This is a genomic window from Epilithonimonas sp., assembly GCF_032055105.1.
In the GTDB taxonomy this organism is placed as follows: Bacteria; Bacteroidota; Bacteroidia; order Flavobacteriales; family Weeksellaceae; genus Epilithonimonas.
Genome location: NZ_DAMBRK010000007.1, coordinates 39,848 through 60,384, shown reverse-complemented (window position 1 = coordinate 60,384; position 20,537 = coordinate 39,848). Strand labels below are relative to the sequence as shown.

General features: G+C 35.6%; 20 protein-coding genes. 7 read left to right on the top strand and 13 right to left on the bottom strand.

From position 1 onward, the window contains the following. Nucleotides 1-69: 69 nt before the first annotated feature. The 4 genes from mutL (at nucleotide 70) to RTY06_RS07710 (ending at nucleotide 3,941) form a co-directional block, all read left to right on the top strand. The gene (gene mutL / locus RTY06_RS07725; RefSeq protein ID WP_312824003.1) at nucleotides 70-1,848 is read left to right on the top strand and encodes a DNA mismatch repair endonuclease MutL; all 1,779 of its coding nucleotides are present in this window, start codon (nucleotides 70-72) and stop codon (nucleotides 1,846-1,848) included. 3 nt (nucleotides 1,849-1,851) lie between these two features. Next, nucleotides 1,852-2,595 carry a rhomboid family intramembrane serine protease gene (locus RTY06_RS07720; protein WP_312824002.1) on the top strand — a complete coding sequence of 248 codons (744 nt, stop codon included), beginning with the start codon at nucleotides 1,852-1,854 and terminating at the stop codon, nucleotides 2,593-2,595. A gap of 69 nt (nucleotides 2,596-2,664) precedes the next feature. After that, nucleotides 2,665-3,576 (top strand): endonuclease/exonuclease/phosphatase family protein, encoded by a 912-nt coding sequence (locus tag RTY06_RS07715; RefSeq protein WP_312824001.1) that lies wholly within the window; start codon nucleotides 2,665-2,667, stop codon nucleotides 3,574-3,576. A 17-nt stretch (nucleotides 3,577-3,593) separates the two neighbouring features. Beyond that, on the top strand, nucleotides 3,594-3,941 hold the full coding sequence (locus RTY06_RS07710; RefSeq protein WP_312824000.1) for a hypothetical protein: 348 nt from the start codon (nucleotides 3,594-3,596) through the stop codon (nucleotides 3,939-3,941). Between the two features lie 68 nt (nucleotides 3,942-4,009). On the opposite strand, the gene RTY06_RS07705 is transcribed toward RTY06_RS07710, so the two are convergent. Further along, nucleotides 4,010-4,606, bottom strand: a complete 597-nt coding sequence (locus tag RTY06_RS07705; protein ID WP_312823999.1) for a superoxide dismutase — start codon at nucleotides 4,604-4,606, stop codon at nucleotides 4,010-4,012. Between the two features lie 322 nt (nucleotides 4,607-4,928). Here RTY06_RS07705 and RTY06_RS07700 point away from each other — a divergent pair, with 322 nt between their 5' ends. Next, nucleotides 4,929-6,149 carry a cysteine desulfurase gene (locus tag RTY06_RS07700; RefSeq protein ID WP_312823998.1) on the top strand — a complete coding sequence of 407 codons (1,221 nt, stop codon included), beginning with the start codon at nucleotides 4,929-4,931 and terminating at the stop codon, nucleotides 6,147-6,149. A gap of 286 nt (nucleotides 6,150-6,435) precedes the next feature. After that, the gene (lon, locus tag RTY06_RS07695) at nucleotides 6,436-8,838 is read left to right on the top strand and encodes an endopeptidase La (protein WP_312823997.1); all 2,403 of its coding nucleotides are present in this window, start codon (nucleotides 6,436-6,438) and stop codon (nucleotides 8,836-8,838) included. Nucleotides 8,839-8,885: 47 nt separating this feature from the next. On the opposite strand, the gene RTY06_RS07690 is transcribed toward lon, so the two are convergent. The 6 genes from RTY06_RS07690 to rsfS form a co-directional block, all read right to left on the bottom strand. Next, nucleotides 8,886-9,680, bottom strand: coding sequence for an alpha/beta fold hydrolase (locus RTY06_RS07690; RefSeq protein WP_312823996.1), 795 nt, complete (start codon nucleotides 9,678-9,680; stop codon nucleotides 8,886-8,888). A 161-nt stretch (nucleotides 9,681-9,841) separates the two neighbouring features. Continuing rightward, the gene (locus tag RTY06_RS07685) at nucleotides 9,842-10,495 is read right to left on the bottom strand and encodes a phosphatidylserine decarboxylase family protein (RefSeq protein ID WP_312823995.1); all 654 of its coding nucleotides are present in this window, start codon (nucleotides 10,493-10,495) and stop codon (nucleotides 9,842-9,844) included. Nucleotides 10,496-10,504: 9 nt separating this feature from the next. Continuing rightward, a complete protein-coding gene (locus RTY06_RS07680; protein WP_312823994.1) occupies nucleotides 10,505-11,380 on the bottom strand; it encodes a phosphatidate cytidylyltransferase in 876 nt (291 codons plus the stop codon). A gap of 9 nt (nucleotides 11,381-11,389) precedes the next feature. Continuing rightward, on the bottom strand, nucleotides 11,390-11,968 hold the full coding sequence (locus tag RTY06_RS07675; RefSeq protein ID WP_312823993.1) for an LUD domain-containing protein: 579 nt from the start codon (nucleotides 11,966-11,968) through the stop codon (nucleotides 11,390-11,392). Nucleotides 11,969-12,102: 134 nt separating this feature from the next. Next, a complete protein-coding gene (gene ftsH, locus RTY06_RS07670; RefSeq protein WP_312823992.1) occupies nucleotides 12,103-14,064 on the bottom strand; it encodes an ATP-dependent zinc metalloprotease FtsH in 1,962 nt (653 codons plus the stop codon). Nucleotides 14,065-14,105: 41 nt separating this feature from the next. After that, a complete protein-coding gene (gene rsfS / locus RTY06_RS07665) occupies nucleotides 14,106-14,468 on the bottom strand; it encodes a ribosome silencing factor (RefSeq protein WP_312823990.1) in 363 nt (120 codons plus the stop codon). An 88-nt stretch (nucleotides 14,469-14,556) separates the two neighbouring features. Between rsfS and RTY06_RS07660 the strand changes: the two genes are divergently transcribed. Continuing rightward, a complete protein-coding gene (locus RTY06_RS07660) occupies nucleotides 14,557-15,267 on the top strand; it encodes a biotin--[acetyl-CoA-carboxylase] ligase (RefSeq protein WP_312823989.1) in 711 nt (236 codons plus the stop codon). Here RTY06_RS07660 and RTY06_RS07655 read toward each other — a convergent pair. The 6 genes from RTY06_RS07655 to RTY06_RS07630 form a co-directional block, all read right to left on the bottom strand. Beyond that, on the bottom strand, nucleotides 15,261-16,355 hold the full coding sequence (locus RTY06_RS07655; RefSeq protein WP_312823987.1) for an LptF/LptG family permease: 1,095 nt from the start codon (nucleotides 16,353-16,355) through the stop codon (nucleotides 15,261-15,263). The two genes, RTY06_RS07660 and RTY06_RS07655, sit on opposite strands and share 7 nt — an antisense overlap. Before the next feature lie 48 nt (nucleotides 16,356-16,403). Next, a complete protein-coding gene (tgt, locus tag RTY06_RS07650; protein ID WP_312823986.1) occupies nucleotides 16,404-17,534 on the bottom strand; it encodes a tRNA guanosine(34) transglycosylase Tgt in 1,131 nt (376 codons plus the stop codon). A gap of 65 nt (nucleotides 17,535-17,599) precedes the next feature. Then, a complete protein-coding gene (locus RTY06_RS07645) occupies nucleotides 17,600-17,971 on the bottom strand; it encodes a DUF4296 domain-containing protein (protein ID WP_312823985.1) in 372 nt (123 codons plus the stop codon). A gap of 2 nt (nucleotides 17,972-17,973) precedes the next feature. After that, entirely contained in the window at nucleotides 17,974-18,690 is a 717-nt protein-coding gene (locus tag RTY06_RS07640) for a polyprenol monophosphomannose synthase (RefSeq protein WP_312823983.1), read from the bottom strand. Between the two features lie 98 nt (nucleotides 18,691-18,788). Continuing rightward, nucleotides 18,789-19,340: a serine acetyltransferase gene (locus RTY06_RS07635; protein ID WP_312823981.1), complete on the bottom strand. Its 552-nt coding sequence runs from the start codon at nucleotides 19,338-19,340 to the stop codon at nucleotides 18,789-18,791. A 51-nt stretch (nucleotides 19,341-19,391) separates the two neighbouring features. After that, nucleotides 19,392-20,537, bottom strand: coding sequence for a glycosyltransferase (locus tag RTY06_RS07630; RefSeq protein ID WP_312823979.1), 1,146 nt, complete (start codon nucleotides 20,535-20,537; stop codon nucleotides 19,392-19,394).

The following is a 20,537-nucleotide window of genomic DNA, read 5'->3' as shown; positions in this document are numbered from 1 at the left end:
AGTTCTTTATAATTATTTAACTTTCATCGCTCGATTCTTATCCTTATTTTTGAAAGTTCAATTCTAAAGATGTCAGATATCATTCAACTTTTACCAGATCACGTTGCCAATCAAATTGCTGCAGGAGAAGTCGTGCAGAGGCCAGCCTCTATAGTGAAGGAGCTTTTGGAAAATGCGGTGGACGCAGGTTCGGATAAGATTCAGCTGATTGTTCGCGATGCTGGGAAAAACTTGATTCAGGTTGTGGATAACGGAATAGGAATGTCCGAGACCGATGCAAGATTGGCTTTTGAACGCCACGCAACATCCAAAATCCGTTCGACAGAAGATATTTTTAAGATTGCAACCAAAGGCTTTCGTGGAGAAGCTCTGGCTTCTATTGCCGCTGTTGCACAAGTGGAACTGAAAACCAAGCAAAAAGAAACGCCTGTTGGAACCAATATTTATATAGAAGGTGGACAATTTCAGTTTCAAGATCCGATTCAAACCGTTGAAGGATCTAATTTTTCTGTCAAAAATCTTTTCTACAATGTTCCTGCGAGACGCAAGTTCCTTAAGAATGACAATGTAGAATTTCGGCATATTATTGATGAGTTTCAGCGAGTTTCATTAGCTCACGAAACTATCGAATTCGAATTATTCCATAATGACGAACCGATTTTCAAACTGAGAAAAGGTGGGCAAATGCAACGTATTGTAGATGTTTTTGGAAGGAAACTGCAGCCGCTTTTGATTCCGATTAAAGAAGATCTCGGTTGGGTAGATTTACACGGATATGTTGCAAAACCAGAAGGTGCTAAAAAAGTAAGAGGAGAACAATTTTTCTTTGTTAATGGACGATATTTCAAAAGTCCTTACTTGAGCAAAGCCGTTCAGGAAGCGTTTGAAGGATTGTTACAGCCAGGTTATATTCCATCGTTTTTTCTTTTTCTACAACTAGACCCAGAGAAAATCGATGTTAATATTCATCCTCAAAAAACCGAAGTTAAGTTTGAAGATGAAGCGCTGATTTTTGCTTTGATGCGTTCTACAATCAAGCGTTCTTTGGGGATCTATAACGTTGCACCAAGTCTGGATTTTGAAAGAGATCCAAAAATGGAAGCATTTTTCTCTCCAACTCCTAGCAGAAGCAATGCAAGTTCTGCTTCGGGTTCGCCAATGCCTTCTGCGATTAATGTGGATAGAGATTTCAATCCTTTTACTGTTTCAAAAACGACAGAAGAGGAAAGGATCAATTTGGCTGAATTATATCAAGCTTCCGAAGCTGCACCTTCAAAAATCAATCTTTTTGAAGATGATGATCTGGACGAAGATCTTTTCCGATTACCCAATGGCTATTGGCTTTTGAACAAAGACGGACAAACTTATATGTTGGATTTGGGAAGAATGCATCGCGTGTTGATGTCTTCTCATCAAGAAAATCTGCCAACCAAGAAAGCTGGGCAAAGTCTTTTATTTTCTCTGGAATATCACTTGAACGAAATCGAGAAAAACAAGTACAAATCCATCAAAAAATACTTGCCGGATTTTGGCTTCGAAATGACTTTGGCTCAGGACAATGTCTTGAGAATAGAAACAGTTCCGGAAGCATTGAAGGAATCACAGGTCATCAAATTCTTAGAAAAAATCTTTGAAGTTTTGGAATACAGAACTGAAGAAGAATTTTCAAAATATTTTGAATATCAATGGATTAAACTCAAAACCAAATCCAAATTCGATTTCATTTATAAAACCGAAGTCGAGCAATTGGTAAAGGATTTCATTGACCTTGGATTTCCACAATATACGGTGAACGGAAAAAAATGTTGGATGGAAGTTCCGTTTGACGATTTTAAAAATAAATTTTAAGTTATGTTTCCTCAAATAACACCGGTTACTAGAAATATCATCATTCTAAATGTGATTTTTTTTGTGGTAACTTTTCTCCTCCCCAATCTTAATCTTAAAGCTTTATTAGCTGGGTATTTTCCTTTGTCTCCAAATTTCCAATCTTGGCAAATCATCACGCATATGTTTATGCACGGAAGTGTGATGCACATTGTTTTTAATATGCTGACACTCTATAGTTTTGGTCCAGTTCTAGAACAAGTTTTGGGACAGAAAAAATTCATCATTCTTTATTTTGCAGCAGGATTAGGTGGGTTTTTATTATATAATCTTTGGAATTATTACGAAGTGAGTCAATTGACGAATTTTTTAAACAATCAAGACTTCGATATCCATCAAGTTTATAAGACAATTAATTATAATTATATAGAGTACTATCCTAATTTTTCTAATAACGAAAATATAAATGACGCAGCTCAACAACTTTTTGGAATCTTAAGAACCCCAATGGTTGGTGCTTCAGGTGCAATTTTCGGAATCATTGCAGCTTTTTCAACTTTATTTCCAGATGCTAAGCTGATGTTTATGTTTATTCCTTTTCCTATCAAAGCAAAATATTTGACGCCAGTTATTATTGTTATTTCATTGTTCTTGGGCGTTGGACAATTCAGCGGTGATAATATTGCACATTTTGCCCATCTTGGCGGTGCATTGATTGGTTTTCTTTACATCTGGAACTGGAAAAAATACCGAGACCGAATCCAATAGATGGGAATTATTAGATTTATTTTAACTATTTTTCATTTAATAATTATTGTTCTGCTTTTCGGGACAATAATGAACGCTTATATCCCACCAAGTGTTTTTGGATTTCTGAATCTCTTATCTCTTGGATTTCCGATTCTGATTATTCTTAATATTATATTTCTGATTTTCTGGATGGTAACTTGGAAAAAACGAGCGGTTGTTTTTTTGATACTGTCATTGTTTTTCATTATCCCGACAAGACGTTGGATTAATTATACACCAACTAAAAATCAGAAATCGAATCTAAAAATCATTTCGCTTAACGGAAAGTCAGGAAAGTTTGGAGATGAAGATATTTATAACTTTCTTAATGCTCAAGATGTTGATGTTGTTCTGACACAGGAATACAAAAGTGCAGAAGATTTGAAGGGTTTTAGTTATTTCGTACGCAATTTTCCGGTGGTTAAAATCCAATCTAGATTTCCAATTATAGAAAGTGGAATTGTAGAAACTGATGCCAAGAACGGGCGATGTATCTATGCTGATATCAAGGTGAATGGGAAAATCGTCCGTTTCGTGAATGTTTATATGGAGCCTTTTTACCTAGACAAATCTATGGTAAAACCAACTGCTGATATGAATGTGAATGAAGAAAAAGTAAAAGATATCCTTCGTAAACTAGTTCCTACATTCCGTAAACATCAAAGTCAAATTGCTCCAATCAAAGAATTCTTGGACAGTTCGCCTTATCCAATTATTCTTGCCGGCGATTTCAATTCTGTTCCCAATTCTTACGAATATTATACTTTATCCGAAAATTTGGAAGATACTTTTCTGAAAGTAGGAAAAGGAAGTGGAACAAGTTTTCACGATTTCAAATTTCCTATTAAAATTGATCACGTTTTTGCATCAGAATCAATAATACCAATCAGTTATAAAGTGGATAGAAGTGTAAGAATATCAGATCATTTTCCAGTGATTGCAGAGTTTTATATCGAATAATTTTCGATATTTGTTATATGAAACAATTCTATTTCTTTTTGATTCTAGCTTCAGTATCGTCTTGTTCCAAAAATGCTCCAGCTATCAACAATTCAGACCAATTGGATGCATCGCCGCAAATCCTTTATGACACAACCGCAATAGATTCTTTCGGTCCAGGTGCAACATCGGAAAGTGTAATGGCGAAGATTAATGCTGTGGCAATAAAACGTGAAAAAGACAGTCTTGCTGCCGTTGCAAAAGCAGAGCAGGAAAAACTCAATAAAGAAAAAGCTGAAAAAGAAGCACAAAAAATCAAAGAAGAAAAGGATAAAGCTAGAAAAGAACAAGCTGCTGCAACGGAAAATTCTTCATCAAATCCATAAAAAAAACCACCAAAAATTGGTGGTTTTTTCTGTTAAAAATTGCTCCCTTTAGGGTTGGGGCAACAATTTTATTTGTTATAAAGCTCCTCAACCTTATCCCAGTTAATCACATCAAAAAACGCTGATACATAGTCAGGTCTTCTGTTTTGATAATTAAGGTAATAAGCGTGCTCCCAAACATCCAATCCAAGAATTGGAGTTCCTTTAACGTCAGCAACAGGCATTAGTGGATTATCTTGATTCGGAGTTGAAGAAACAACCACAGAACCGTCAGAATTTTTCACTAACCAAGCCCAACCAGAACCAAATCTAGTCTTAGCAGCATTAGAAAAATCTTCTTTGAATTTTTCAAAACCACCGATTTTTTCGATTTCAGCTTTCACGTTTCCAACAGGCTCTTTGCTTCCGCCTGGAGTCAAAAGTTCCCAGAAAAGTGAATGATTGTAGTGTCCGCCTCCGTTATTTCTCACGGCTGGTTTATCTGTACCTGTTTTTTGGATTTCTTCAAGAGATTTCCCTTCAAGGTCTGTTCCTGCAATTGCATTATTAAGATTGTCCACATAAGCTTGGTGGTGCTTAGAATGGTGGATTTCCATTGTTTTCGCATCAATCGTTGGTTCCAACGCATCGTATGCATAACCTAGTTTCGGTAATTCGAATGCCATAGTTTCGCTATTTATTTGTTAATAATAAATGAATTGCCCAAAAATACTCAATAATTATTCCTAAAAACAAGAATCACACTCATTTTATAAATATTTAACATCGAAATTTTTAATAAATTTTGCCGTAACTTTGACCCATTCTAAATAATTAAAACAACAAGATTAATTATTTGGGCAGCTTTATCCGCCTGGAGTTTATCCTGAGCTTGTCGAAGGGGTCAACCACTCAAGTCGGGCTGCAACAATTCAACGTTTAATTATTGATTTTAAAGTTTGCAACTAATCTAACTTCTGAAATCTAGCTTCTAATATCTAAAATAAAATGTTCGACATCAATAATATCAGAGCGCAATTTCCAATTCTGAATCAGCAGGTCAACGGAAAACCATTGGTTTATCTGGACAACGCTGCAACATCTCAAAAACCGATTTCAGTTTTAGAAACTTGGGAAAAATATTACGAAACCATCAATGCGAATGTTCATCGCGGAATTCACACTTTGAGTCAGATTGCAACGGAAGAAATGGAACTTTCCAGACAGAAAATCCAAAAATTCATCAATGCAAAGCACGATTACGAAGTTATTTTTACCAAAGGAACAACGGAAGGAATCAATTTGGTGGCTTATGCTTTGACGAATCAGATTAAGAAAGATGATGAGATTATTATTTCATATTTGGAACATCATTCCAACATTGTTCCGTGGCAAATGCTTTGCGAAAGAACTGGCGCAAAACTGAAAGTTATTCCAATGGACGAAAACGGAATTCTTCAAATCGATGTTTTGGATTCTTGGCTTAACGAAAAAACAAAAGTTGTTTCTGTAAATCAGGTTTCTAACGCTTTGGGAATCATCAATCCAATTGAACAAATCATTGAGAAAACAAGAAGACTTTCTAACGCTTATGTTTTGATAGACGGCGCACAATCTTCGCCTCATTTCAAAATTGATGTTCAGAAACTAGACTGCGATTTCTTTGTTTTCTCAGGACACAAGATGTATGCGCCAATGGGAACCGGAATTCTTTATGGTAAAGAATCTGTTTTGGAAAATCTTCATCCATTCCACGGCGGTGGCGAGATGATTGCGGTTTGCAGTTTCGAGAAAACAACTTACGCAGGTTTGCCATTCAAATTCGAAGCTGGAACGCCTAATGTTGGTGGAAATATTGCTCTTGGTTCAGCCGTTGATTTCATTAATCAAATTGGGCACGACAATCTTCAAATCCACGAAAATGAACTTCTAACTTACGCACAGAAAAAACTTCTGGAACTAGACGGAATCAAAATCTATGGTGAAAAAGCCAACAGAACGGGCGTTGTTTCTTTCAATCTGGAAGGTGCAGGAATTGCTTCTGATACAGGAATGATTCTCGACAAAATGGGAATTGCTGTGAGAACCGGACATCATTGTACACAACCGATTATGGATTTCTTCAATATTGCTGGAACAGTTCGTGCAAGTTTTGCAGTTTACAATACTTTGGAAGAAATTGATATTCTTGTCGAAGGTGTAAAAAAAGCACAGAGAATGTTGGTGTAAATTATATAAAAGTAAATTTCTCGCAGATTAAGCTAATTCAGCAGATAGACTTTAAACCAAATCTGCTTTATCTGCAAAATTAGCGAGACTTAAAAAAATAAAACTCTTTTAGATAATTTCTGAAAGAGTTTCTTTTTATTAAACTGACAAATTGTATTGTTTTTTCCTATGGCACAGCTCTTGCGAAATTATAATCCAACATAGAACCAGATTGATTTTCTAAGAAATATAGAGAATCAATCTTTATATCCATTAAGATTAATGACAATATGTCATCAACTATATTATGACAGAATTTGAAAATATCAATTTTGAAGAAATCTTTGAAGAAGGCGTAGGAATTATTTCAGAAGAAATTAATTTTTCCGACTTCGATACTAGAGAAAGTGATGATTATCAAACGCTTTTCCCAATTCTTCCCGTAAGAAATATGGTAATGTTCCCAAAAGTGGTGATTCCTATTACAGCAGGAAGAGAAAAATCCAAAAAATTGCTGGAGGAAGCTCAAAAGGAAAATAAACTCATCGGAATTATCAGTCAGAAAAATCCGAATGTGGAAAATCCAACCGAGAAAGACCTTTACACCATCGGGACTTTGGCTAAGATTATCAAAATTATCAAACTTCCAGAAGGTAATATTACAGCGATTACGAGAGGTGTTCAAAGATTCAAAGTCAAAAAAATGGTTTCTCAGGAGCCTTATTTCCTAGCCGAAATCACAAAACAAAAAGATTCTCAACCAAAAGATAAAGAAGAATTTTCTGCATTGATGGACAATATCAAAGACCTCGCAGAAAAAATCATCAACATCGACCCCAATATTCCGAATGCGGCGCAGTTTGCACTTAAAAATATTGACGGTCAGGAGGATTTGTTGAATTTTGTTTCAGCAAACGGTAATTTTTCTTCCGACAAAAAGCAAAGATTGTTGGACGAAAAAACTTTGATTGGACGTGCTAAAACATTGTACGAATTGATGCACGACGATTTCCGCCATTTGGAATTGAAAAATCAGATTCATCAGAAAACAAGCAAAGACCTTGATAAACAACAGCGTGAATATTTCTTGAATCAGCAAATCAAAACCATTCAGGATGAATTAGGTGGCGGTGCTGAATCCGATGCTGATGAATTCAAGAAAAAAGCTGAAAAAATAACTTGGAATGCTGAAGTCGAAAATCATTTCCAAAAGGAACTTCAAAGACTTCAGCGCCAACATCCTAATTCTCCGGACTATAATGTTCAGAGAAATTATTTGGATTTCTTCACGGATTTGCCTTGGGAAAAATATTCCAAAGACCATTTTGATTTGAAGAAAGCCGAAAAGCTTTTGGATAAAGAACATTTTGGGCTTGAGGATATCAAGAAAAGAATTTTGGAACATATTGCAGTTCTTAAATTGAAGAATGATATGAAGTCGCCAATCCTTTGTTTGGTTGGTCCTCCAGGAGTTGGAAAAACCTCACTTGGAAAATCGATTGCGGATTCTTTAGGAAGAAAATATGTTCGAGTTTCTCTTGGTGGATTACACGACGAAAGTGAAATCCGTGGTCACAGAAAAACTTACATTGGTGCAATGGCAGGAAGAATTCTTCAATCCATTAAGAAGTCCGGAACATCCAATCCTGTGATTGTTTTGGATGAGATTGATAAAATCGGGCAAGGGATTCACGGTGACCCGAGTTCTGCTTTGTTGGAAGTTCTTGATCCTGAGCAAAATAGTAATTTCTATGATAATTTCCTAGAAATGGGTTATGACCTTTCCAAAGTGATGTTCATTGCGACAGCTAATTCGCTTTCTTCTGTTCAACGTCCGCTTTTGGATAGAATGGAAATCATCAGTATTGCCGGTTATACTTTGGAAGAAAAGATTGAAATCGCCAAAAGACACTTAATAAAAAAACAACTCCAGGAAAATGGTTTGGATGCAAAATCCTTGAAACTAGGAAACCCTGAATTGAAACATATTATCGATGCTCATACTTCGGAAAGTGGTGTGAGAACATTGGAAAAGAGAATTGCCGGAGTTGCTCGCTGGGTTGCTTTGCAATTGGCAATGGAAAATGAATTTGACCCGAAAATTTCTGTTGAAAAAGTTGACGAAATCCTTGGAGTTCCAAGACCAAAAACTTTAGCTGAAATCACAGATGTTCCAGGTGTTGTAACAGGATTGGCTTGGACAAGTGTTGGTGGTGATATTTTGTTCATCGAAAGTATTCTTTCCAAAGGAAAAGGTGGTTTGACAATGACTGGAAATCTTGGAAATGTAATGAAAGAATCAGCAACAATTGCATTGGAATTCATCAAAGCTCATTACGAGGAATTAGGAATTTCGGAAGATGATATCGAGAAGAAAAACATCCACGTTCACGTTCCAGAAGGCGCAACTCCTAAAGATGGACCTTCTGCGGGAATTGCAATGTTAACCTCAATGGTTTCCAGCTACAAAAACAAAAAAGTGAAGTCTCACTTGGCTATGACGGGTGAAATTACCTTAAGAGGAAAAGTACTTCCTGTTGGTGGAATCAAAGAGAAACTTTTGGCAGCGACAAGAGCCGGAATCAAGGAAGTGATTCTTTGCGAGGCGAATAGAAAAGATGTTGAGGAAATCAAAAAAGATTATCTTAAAAATCTGAAAGTCAATTATGTTAACAATATGAGCGAAGTAATTGAAATCGCTTTGAAATAAAAATTACAAAATCCCGATTCTAAATTAGAATCGGGATTTTTATTATATTAAAGTTGTTCAATAGCTTTTACTAATCTATCTTTTTCTACGACCATTCCTTGGATGTGTTCTCCGGAAAATTCTAGAAATTGTTTTGGCTCAGGTGCATTGTTATAAATGACTTGTCCGTGTTCAAAGGGAACTGTTGAGTCGCCCTTGCTGTAGATGAACAATTTTGGAAGTCCAGCCAAAGATTTTACATCTTCTTTTGCAGAGTATGGAGAGGTTACATATTTTTCAATGACTTCCTTCATTTCTGGTTTGAATTTTATGGCAATGTCTGTGAAAGATGTCATTCCTCCATCCAAAATCAATCCTGAGATTTTTGATTGATTATCTTTTGCTAAATGAGTTGCGATTTGAGAACCCAAAGATGCACCGTAAAGATAAATTTTAGTTTTATCAATGTCTTTTCTAGCTAATAAATAATTGAACATTTTTTGGCCATCTTCTGCGACATTCAAATGGGTTGGTTTTCCTGTTGATTTTCCATAACCTCTTACATCCACCATTACCACTTGGAAGCCATCTTCTACCAATGGTTTTGTGATGTATTGGTAAGTCGAGATATTTCCGCTAGTTCCATGAAAAAATAAAATTGTTTTATTGATTGATTTTGATTCTGGTTTTAAGACCACCGCAGTGATGGTATCATTTTCTACGGGAAGATTTAAGTTTTCAATATTTTTGAATTCCAAAGGTTTCATTTCCTTTTTTGGCTGATAGAACATATGGTCCATTTGAGCTTTAGAAAAAAATGATACTAATACTAAGAATAGAGAGAAGAATACTGTTGTTTTCATTGTTTTAAATTTATTTGATGGTTCAAAAGTAGACTGTCTGAACATCAAAAAGAAAATTATCCGACCGAATCGTCAAAAACTCAGACCGAACTGAAAAAAAATAGGATTAACAAAAAAGAGACCTAATAATAAGTCTCTTTATATCTGTATAATTTGAATTTTTAATCTCTAAGTCTGGCAATCACATCCAGACCACCTTTTGTTTTGTCTCCAATTTTGCAAAGGATCTCTGTATCAAGAGGCAAGAAAACATCCATTCTGGATCCAAACTTGATAAATCCGAATTCATGTCCTGCTTTGGCTTTATCTTCGATATTACAATAGAAAACAATTCTTCTGGCAACATAACCTGCAATCTGGCGGAAAACCACTTGATGATTCGTTAAACTTTTTACAGCAACTGTTGTTCTCTCATTCTCGGTAGAAGATTTCTCGTGCCAAGCCACCAGATATTTTCCTGGATGATACTTTTTGTAATTCACTTCTCCACTTACCGGATAACGGCAGATATGAACATTAAGAGGTGACATAAAAATAGAAACCTGAATACAATTAGCTTTCAAAACTTCATCTTCGAAAACCTCTTTGATCATGACGACTTTTCCGTCAACGGGTGCAATCACATTTTCTGTATGGTCCAAAATCGCTCTTGTTGGCACTCGGAAAAACCAGAAAATCAATCCTAACATTACTAATAACGGAATTAAGATGATTAATGACCATAATTGTAAATAATAAATAGATATGGTTGCAATAAATGCAATGAACAAAATCGCAACAATTAGTGTTCCTTTTGATTCTTTATGTAGTTTCATAATAGTCTTTTAAAATAATTTTTCTAAAATAAAATAGAGGTAAATCACTGGCGCACAAATGATAAAACTGTCTAGTCTATCCAAAATTCCACCGTGTCCAGGAATGATGTTCCCGCTGTCTTTCACTGCAAAACTACGCTTTAGCTGACTTTCTACCAAATCGCCCAAAGGTGCAAAGGTTGCGGTCAATAATCCAACAATCATCCAGTTTCCTCTTAGTTCAGGGAAATATTTCTCAACGAAAAAGCCTAGAATCAATGTCAGAACTACACCTCCAGCAAATCCTTCCCAGGTTTTTTTAGGAGAAATTTTGGGAGCCATCTTATGTTTTCCGAAGAATTTCCCAGTGAGATAAGCAAACGTATCACTGCTCCATATCAAGACGAAAAGCATAAATACTTCTAATGTAAATGGTTTATCTGGATCAAGAGTACTGAATTTTGGTAAGCCTAATGCAAATCCAAAAGGCAACGCTAAATAAATAACAGTGAAAATCAATTTGCCATTTTCAAAATAAAGTTCCTGAGAATATTTGAATAATGTAATAGCTGCAATAGGAATCAATGCTAAAGCTAAAATCTCGCTGAAGTTAACATCAAAGAAAAAACCGTGATAAAAAAAACGCTTACTGAATCGATAATAGATGATAGCTGCTACCGGAAAAACTAGCCATTTATAAAAGCTGTTATCAAATTTCATAATCTTGATACATTCATAAAGTCCTACAACAAGGAAGAATGTTATCAATCCATAAAAAAGATATTGTTGTTTTAAATCCGGAATAATATTGCCAAGCAAATATTCACCCAAAGGCGTAGTACAAATCGCTATGACGAAAACATAAACTAATCCCGAAATAGTCCGTTGAATTAAATTTTTATCCAAAGCTGAAGTTTAATCTTCCAACAAAAGTAAGAAAAGTTTGGTATTATCCTTATTCGGAGTGTCTAACTTGGATTGGCTTCCGCTAATGGATGTTAGATTCTTGAGGTTTCCTGCGCGTTTTACCTTCATCATTGCCTCGTTCAAATTATGTGTAATCTGAGAAACATTGGCCATGATGATAATCTTACTCGGCAAACGAGAAGAATGGTAATGAAGGATATTGTTATGAGAGAGCATGATTCTGCCGTCAAAAGCAATTAGATACTCACAAGTGATGAAAGCGGCATCGTTCTCTTCGGTCAATTCGGCAGAGTAAGGAATCTTTACAACATCCAAAAAATTTTTCAAATCCTGATCCCAACAGAATACATTACTTATTTGTTCTATCTTAACGATTTGATTCAAGGTTTGAAGGGCTTCAGATTCATCTGCACAATAATTAAAGAATCCTCCGGAATGCGTAAAAAGTTGCGCAAATTTATAGTCCAAATCGGCATCATGAAGTTGATCGGCCAGTTTTGTTACATCCGGCTCCTCTTCTTCGGACTGATTCATTATCTTGTTAACGAGTTTTTTAAACAGACTCAATTTCTGTGCTTTTTTTATTAATTATTACAAATGTAAAGAATTATTATAATACTCTAAAAACCAAAACTTTATTTTAATAAAAAAATCCTAAATAATATAGGATTTTTTTATTCTTTTATGAATAGATCATCAATTTAACTCTCTGTATTTAAGACATTTCCAGCATCAGCAGGATTGTCTAAACTAGACACAGGTTTTTCCGTTAATTCTGGATCCCAAGCTCTTTTTCCGAAGATTTCTTCCAGATCTTCACGGAAAATTACTTCTTTTTCGAGTAATTTATTAGCCAATGCATCTAATTTATCTCTATTTTCAGTAAGAATTGTAATAGCTCTCTGATATTGAGTTTCTACTAATTTAGAAATTTCTTCGTCAATTAATTTTGCCGTTTGCTCAGAATAAGGTTTTCCGAAACTATATTCAGACTGTCCTGAACTGTCGTAATAAGAGATATTTCCCACTTTGTCATTCAGTCCATAAATTGTAACCATTGCCTGAGCTTGTTTTGTTACTCTTTCAAGATCTGACAAAGCACCTGTAGAAATATTTCCAAAAACAGCTTGTTCTGCAGCTCTACCTCCAAGAGTTGCACAAATCTCGTCCAACATCTGTTGAGTTGTAGTCAGCTGTCTTTCTTCTGGAAGATACCAAGCTGCTCCAAGAGAACGTCCTCTCGGAACGATAGTTACTTTAAGCAATGGTGCAGCGTGCTCTACCAACCAAGAGATGGTTGCGTGACCAGCCTCATGGAAAGCCACTCTTCTTTTTTCGGAAGGTTTGATGGCTTTATTTTTCTTTTCGAGTCCACCAATTATTCTGTCCACTGCATCCAAGAAGTCTTGTTTGTTTACAGCTTCGTGAGAGTTTCTTGCTGCAATAAGTGCAGCTTCATTACAAACATTGGCAATGTCTGCTCCACTGAAACCCGGGGTTTGCTTTGCTAAGAATTCTCTATCGATAGAATCGTCTAACTTTATTTTTTTCAAATGAACTTCAAAGATCTGTTGTCTCTCATGAAGTTCAGGAAGATCTACATAGATGGAACGGTCAAAACGTCCAGCTCTCATCAATGCTTTATCCAGAATGTCAGCACGGTTTGTAGCAGCCATTACGATAACGTTTACATCTGTACCAAAACCATCCATTTCTGTAAGTAGTTGGTTAAGCGTATTTTCGCGTTCGTCGTTACCACCTTGGAATCCACCTTTTCCTCTTGCTCTACCAATAGCATCTATCTCATCAATGAAAATAATGGCTGGAGATTTTGTGCGAGCTTGAGCAAAAAGATCTCTAACTCTGGATGCTCCAACACCCACGAACATTTCTACGAAATCTGAACCAGACAATGAGAAGAAAGGAACTTTAGCCTCACCAGCAACAGCTTTCGCTAACAAAGTTTTACCAGTTCCCGGAGGGCCAACTAAAAGAACACCTTTTGGGATTTTACCTCCCAATTTTGTATATTTTTCAGAATTTTTCAAAAAATCAACAACTTCCTGAACTTCCTCTTTGGCGCCTTCCAATCCTGCAACATCTTTGAAAGTTACTTGCAGTTTGTCCTTTTCGTCAAATAATTTGGCTTTTGATTTTCCAATACTGAAGATTTGTCCACCGGGACCTCCAGCACCACCGCCCATCTTTCTGAAAATAAAAAAATAAAGCAATGCAAAAAGCCCACCCCAAAGCGCTAAAGTAAATAGCAATTCGGAAAAACCACTTTGGCTTTTACCAAACTCCATTCTTGCTTGGGTTGGAAGTTTGGAGTTGATGTTTTCAAAGCGCTCTTGGAAATATCTAAGATCACCATAAGTCAAGACATAGTCTGGATTTGGTTTGATGTTGATTACAGAAAGAGGGTCGCTCTTTTTCTCTCCGGTTTGTAATTCTGCCTTAGCTGTTTTTGTAAGATAAACATCGGCTTTGAAGTTGTCTCTATAGACCATTACTTCGCCCACTTTGCCTTTTTCTACAAGCGTATAAAACTCCTTTTCATCTATATTTTTCACCATAGAATCTCCCAAAAGTCCCGGAAGAAATATGAGTAAAATGAGTCCCAATAAAACGGGTATAAACCAGTTGAATCCTTTGTTATTCATTCTTATTTTTTAAAAATTGATGATGCAATGATGCATCTTTTTTAGCTTTCTATTTTCGTGATTTTGGCATCTCCCCAAAATTCCTCGATGTCATAGTATTCGCGAATTTCTTTTTGGAAAATGTGCACAACCACAGAAACGTAATCTACCAAAACCCACATAGAGTTTTCTGTTCCCTCTACGTGCCAAGGTCTGTCGTTAAGGTCGTTTCTTACATTTTTTTGGATGTTTCCTGCTATTGCAGAAACTTGTGTGTTCGAATTTGCACTACAGATAATAAATGTTTCTGCTGCTGCATTTTCTATGCCTGATAGGTCAAAAACCAAGATGTCCTCACCTTTTGTATCTTGAATCGAATCTACGATTTTGTCGATTAATAATTGTTTTTCTGTAATTTTACTCATTCAAAAAATTGTCTAATTTGCAAATTTATTGATTTTTATCTATTTATCTTTTGTTTCTCATGTTTATTATCTCTTAAAGTTTTCATAAATGAGCCAATTATTCCATCTCGAAAATTGTTTTTCTACAAACGACGAAATTATCCTGCTTTTGAATGAAGACGAACCAACTGCTGTTTTTACTTTTAACCAGACACAAGGTCGTGGACAATATGGTAACATTTGGAAAGTGGTTCCAAATCAAAACCTAGCTTATTCCCTTGCTATAAAAACTTCAAAGATCAATATTTCCGATACATTCCTCAATTATTATACCGCTATTATTGTTCGGGATTTTCTTGCCAATCTGACAAATGGAAATGTTGAAATAAAGTGGCCCAACGATATTATCCTTAATGGAAAAAAGGTTTGTGGCATCCTCATCGAAAAGAAAAAAGTAGCGAAAAAAGAATATTATATCATTGGGATTGGAATTAATATTCTTCAAAACGATTTTTCTCATCTTCCAAAAGCTGGTTCTATCTTGTCTATCACAGGATTAAGTTTTGACTTAGAAGATTTCGCCACTCAATTTCATCAATACTTAATTTCAAAAATAGAACAGATTGATTCAGAAGAAGAAATTCTAAATATTTACAATAATTCTCTTTTCAGAAAAGAAGAGATTTCGGTCTTTCAAAAAAATAATGTAAGACAAAATGGCATTATCAAAAATGCTGACAAAAATGGTTTTCTTTGGATTGAACTGGAAAATGAGGGTTTGCAAAAATTCTTTCACAAAGAGATAGAACTACTTTACTGATTTGCTCTTTTGATGTAAAGATATCCGGCAATAGGTGCGAAAAAAATATTCGGTAGCCACATTGCTAATAATGGTGGTAACGATTTGTTTTCGGAAACAACAGTTAAAACCTGAAACGAGAATACGAACAAAAAGGCTAATGCAATTCCTAATGCAAGGTTAATACCCAATCCTCCACGTTTCTTCTGAGATGATAATGATAATCCTAAGAACGTCAAAATGATAATAGAAACTGGCATAGATGTTCTTTGGTAAAGCTCGTTGTAGAAGGATGTTACGTTGTTGTTTCCTTTTGCTTTTTCCCGTTCTATCATGGTTAATAATTCGGGTGTGGTTTTGTTTTGAGCTACCAATTTATCCGGAAATAACTCGGAAGGAGGCAGTTTGAAATCCTGAATTTTAGTGGCTCCTTGTCCTAAGATTTCTGTGTCGTTCTTTCCAGCTGTTCTTTCTGTGTAATTGTTAATCACGAAATGTTTTTTCTTCACATCCCATTGGATATCCATTGCAGAAATCTGATAAACCAATTTTTTGTTTTTATCAAATTTCTGATACATATATCCAGATCCACGGTTTTCTTTTTTGTTATAGCTGTTTACAAAAATATAATCGGTAGCACTAATGTTGGACGCAATGCTCATATTTCCAAGCATTTTCTCCTTGTTTACAGCGTTGTAAGTATAAGGCTCTAAGATATTTTTTTTGATGTTAGACCACGGTAAAATAAAGTGATTGATTGCTAGTGTAACAAAAAATATGAGCAAAGATGTGATGAGATACGGTCTCGAAAATCTATGAAAACTGGCTCCACTGCTGATGATGGCAACAATCTCTGTGTTGTTTGCCATTCTGGAAGTGAAGAAAATTACCGTGATGAAAACGAGAATCGACATAAATGTCAAAATCAAATTCAAAATCCAAAACGGATAGAAATTAAGCAAAAAATAACCAACTGTGAATCCGTTGCTCTCAATTCTCGGTGTTTTCGCCTGCACATCCACAACCATAATGATGATAGACAAAAGCGCCAACATAAAAATGAGGGTTCCCAAATATTTTTTGATGACGTAAAGATCTATGATTTTCATCGTTCTATAATTGATAAATGATGATTGATTACTTTTCTTAAATATTGATTACAGACGTTTCTTCAATTGAGGGATAATCTGCTCTTTCCATTGATAAAAATCTCCAGCAACAATATGCTCTCTCGCTACTTTTACCAAGTCCAGATAAAATGCCAAATTATGAATTGATGCAATCTGTTTTGCAAGATATTCTTTCGCTACAAAAAGGTGTCTTACATAAGCTTTGGTATATTCCTGATCCACAAAACTGGTCCCAAACTCATCCAAAGGAGAAAAATCGGTTTTCCATTTTTCGTTTTTCATATTCATCACACCTTGCCAAGTGAAGAGCATTGCATTTCTTGCATTTCTAGTTGGCATTACGCAATCCATCATATCTACACCAAAACCAATGCTTTCTATGATGTTCCAAGGTGTTCCAACGCCCATTAGATATCGTGGTTTATCTTTTGGAAGGATATCCGTAACTTCATTCGTGATTCTATACATCTCTTCTTCTGGTTCTCCAACGGAAAGTCCACCAATAGCGTTACCTTCTGCGCCAGCTTCAGAAATCACTTCAGCCGAAATTTTTCTCAAATCAGAAAAACAAGAACCCTGAACAATTGGGAACAATCGTTGTTTGTGACCGTACAATTCTTTGTTTTCTTCAGTCCAATCGATACATCTTTTCAACCAACGGTGGGTGAGTTCCATCGAAGTTTTTACAGCATTATAATCGCTAGGGTAAGCTATACATTCATCAAAAGCCATAAAAATATCAGCTCCGATTTGTCTTTGGATTTGCATAGAAACCTCTGGCGACATAAAACGTAAACTTCCGTCAATATGCGATTTGAATTTCACACCCTCTTCTGTAATCTTTCTGCTTTTTGCCAAAGAAAAAACCTGATAACCACCAGAATCTGTCAGGATTGGTCTGTCCCAATTCATAAACTTGTGAAGTCCACCAGCTTGCTCCATAATATCCATTGTAGGACGAAGCATCAAGTGATAAGTGTTACCTAAAATAATCTGGGCTTTTATATCTTCCTTTAGTTCTCTTTGATGAACGGTTTTTACAGACGCAACAGTTCCAACCGGCATAAAAATTGGGGTTTGAATCTGTCCATGGTCTGTTGTGATGACTCCAGCTCTTGCTTTGGATTCTGAAGTTTTTTCGATTTCAAAAAATTTCATTCGTATATCTTAAATTTCGCCTTCGACTATTGTGTTTTGCCGAATGGAACTTGTGTTTGTATAATTTATCTTGCTTGTGCCGGAAGATTACCGCTTTCTTTCAATTTTTTCTTGATAAACCCGTCAGCTTTTGGGTCTTTTACGATAATAATTTTCTGTGCATCATCCAGAATATTTTTGATGACATCTGGTTTTGTCATGTAATATTCATAGCTTTTTGTGAAGAGTTCACCTTTTACCTTATATTTTTTTAGAATATATCTTGTCGAATTTTCGGAATTGATATTTGTTCCGATTACATATTGCTGATCATTAATCGCAAAGTCTGCAATCATCTGGGACATCTGATCTTCTGATAAGAGCTCTTTGGGTTTTTCGATAGCTTCATTGCAAGACAATGTGCAAAAAATCAGTGATATGTAAAATAAATATTTCATATTTATAGTTTACCGATAAGATTTTTCCATTTTAGATTTAAAACACCGAAGATGGCTTCCTTTATGATTCCGCCATTCATTTTGCTTTCGCCTTCGGTTCTGTCTGTGAAAATGATAGGAACTTCAACAATTTTAAGGTTTTTCTTGAAGACGCGGTATTTCATTTCCACTTGGAAACCGTAGCCTTTCAGTTTGATTTTGTCTAGACCGATTGCAATCAAAGTTTCTTTTCTGAAACAAACAAATCCCGCAGTTGTATCGTGAATCGGAAGACCGAGAACAAACCGAACATATTTTGATGCAAAATAAGATAACAAAACTCTACCCATTGGCCAGTTCACCACATTCACACCCTGCGAGTATCTGGAACCAACTGTCATATCCGCATTTTTACAAGCTTCATAAAGTTTGATTAAATCTTTTGGATTGTGAGAAAAATCGGCGTCCATCTCAAAAATGTAATCATACTCGTTATGAATGGCCCATTGAAAACCATGGATATAGGCTTTGCCCAATCCGTCTTTTACCTTCCTAACGGTCAAATGAAGTTGAAGAGGATATTTTTCGCGTAGTTTTTTAACAATTTCCGCCGTTCCATCGGGTGAAGAATCGTCAACGACTAGCACATGGAAATCTTGGTCCAAGTCAAAAACAGCCGAAATAATTTTTTCGATGTTTTCTTTTTCGTTGTAAGTTGGAATAATGACAAGTTTCTTCATCCGGCAAATAATCCGCAAAGATAAACTTTAATAACTAATGATTTTTTTGGTGGACTGTAAATTAACTTTTTTTAATAATTTTTTCTAGGATAGAGAATTTAAACCTTATTATTAATATAGCCTTCTGTCGCATTTGTTTTTGGAGTGATGACTGCTGGGTTTCCCAAAACCAGAGAATTGTCTGGTACATCTGTATTCACATAAGCATTAGGCGCAATTAAAACATTGTTGCCAATTTTAATATTGCCTACAATGACAGCATTGGGACCAATCCATACCTCGTTTCCAATCTCGGGAACACCTTCGTTTTTTCCACGATTGGCTTGGGCAATGGTTACACCTTGAGCGATATTGCAGTTTTTTCCGATTTTAGTTTTTGGGTTAATCACCAATTGTCCCCAATGTCCCAAATATAAACCTTCCCCAATCTGAGTTTCGGGATAGATTTGGAAGCCGTATTTGATTTGGTAATGACGGAGAACCAGTTTATAAAACAAGCCAATAATAGGTTTTTTATAATTTTTTTGAGTTTTTCTAAAGATATAAATGTAGTGAAGGTTAGGACTAAAACACCTTTTCAGAATCTGAAAACCAGACAAGTATTTTCCACTTTCTCTGTAAAAATCTTTTTGAATGATAGAATAACCCATAGTGTAAAAATAGGAATATTTTTGATTGATATTCTTACATTAAACTGTCTATTACAAATTATCAATGATTTTCATAATCTTGTTGACAGAGTTTTTTAGATTGAATGGCATTTCATAATTCTGTAAACGATCCTGATAGTTTTGAAAATTTTCTGAATTGGTCAACGCTTCTTTCATTCCTTTGTAGATTCCGTCTTCCGAGTTTTCTGTAATCAAACCAAGATTGCCATTTTCCAGCATTTCTTTCACGCCGGAAACATCTGTTGCAATGATATTCTTTTTCAGAGTAATGGCTTCAAATAAAACTGTGGGGAAACCTTCGTAGCGTGAGCTTAGTATGTAAAAATCTGCCGCTTTGAAATAAGGATAAGGATTATCTGTAAAACCCAACATTGTTGCTGTTTTGTCAACGCCAAGTTCTGTTTTCAATTTTTTGACATTTTCAAAATCATAACCGTCGCCAACGATTAAAACTTTATGTTGAAAACCTTCATCCAAAAGTCTTTTGTGAGCTCTCAACAAGCGGTCAAATCCTTTCTGTGGAAAGACGGTTCCTACGGAAATGAAAGACGGAACATTATTATCGAATTCATAATTGATAACAGGCTTTTCAGCTTTAGTAAGAATTTCTTCTGTGTCAAGTGGGTTGTAAATTCTAACGATTTTGGACTTCTCTTCTTCATTTTTGGCTAATGATAAGAAAGTCTCCTGAATTTTTTCAGAAATCACCATCACTTTGTCATAATGGAAAAAACGTCTGATTTTTTCTGGAGTATAACCGCTAACCTGCGTGAGATCGTTATGGATCCACATTAGTTTTTTAGAGGATTTCAGAGGGCTATTCAGAACCTCATCCATAAAACCATGAATGGCAGCAAACTCAATATCGTATTGCTTTTTCTTGAGTTTTCTTCGGTAAAGGATTTTTGGATACTTCTTTAAAAGTTGCTGGTAAACAACACGATAAGCTTTTTTGGGTAAATCCTTTGGGCGATTGGTTGTGATCATTTCGCCACGGTTCAGGTACATCACATTCACCCAATCAGGAACTTCTACCAAGTATTTTCCTGAGTAGAGATTGAGCAGAAGGTCAACCTCGTACTTGTCTTTCGGGAGATTTTTAAGAAAAGTCACCAGAACTTTCTCTGCGCCTCCGTGACGAAGAGAACCAATTCTGATAAGTATTTTTTTTTTCAA